General features: G+C 75.2%; 1 protein-coding gene. It reads right to left on the bottom strand.

Annotated elements, in window-relative coordinates:
• Positions 1–206: DNA-3-methyladenine glycosylase (locus DSP71_RS00695; RefSeq protein WP_147251148.1), on the bottom strand; the 206-nt coding region annotated here is incomplete at both ends.

Below are 206 nucleotides of genomic sequence, written 5' to 3'. Positions count from 1 at the left end.
TCCGCTTCGATCCAGAAGCGCCACGGGAATGCCGCGGTCCCCGCGACGCCTGCCACTCCGACCCGAGGACCGCTCACCACGTCGTCGCGCTGCGGCCCCAGCCAGAGTTCCGCCCGCGCCCCGTGCTGCTGGCCTGCCGTGACGGCGTCGATCCCGTCGTGCAGCGGATGTCGCAGGCCCACAGCCTGCCCGAGGCGGCCCGGCCC

This window comes from Microbacterium sp. H6 (genome assembly GCF_003314775.1).
Classification (GTDB): Bacteria; Actinomycetota; Actinomycetes; order Actinomycetales; family Microbacteriaceae; genus Microbacterium; species Microbacterium oxydans.
The sequence above is the reverse complement of the archived record's forward strand: the minus strand, read 5'-3'. Positions and strand labels throughout refer to the sequence as shown.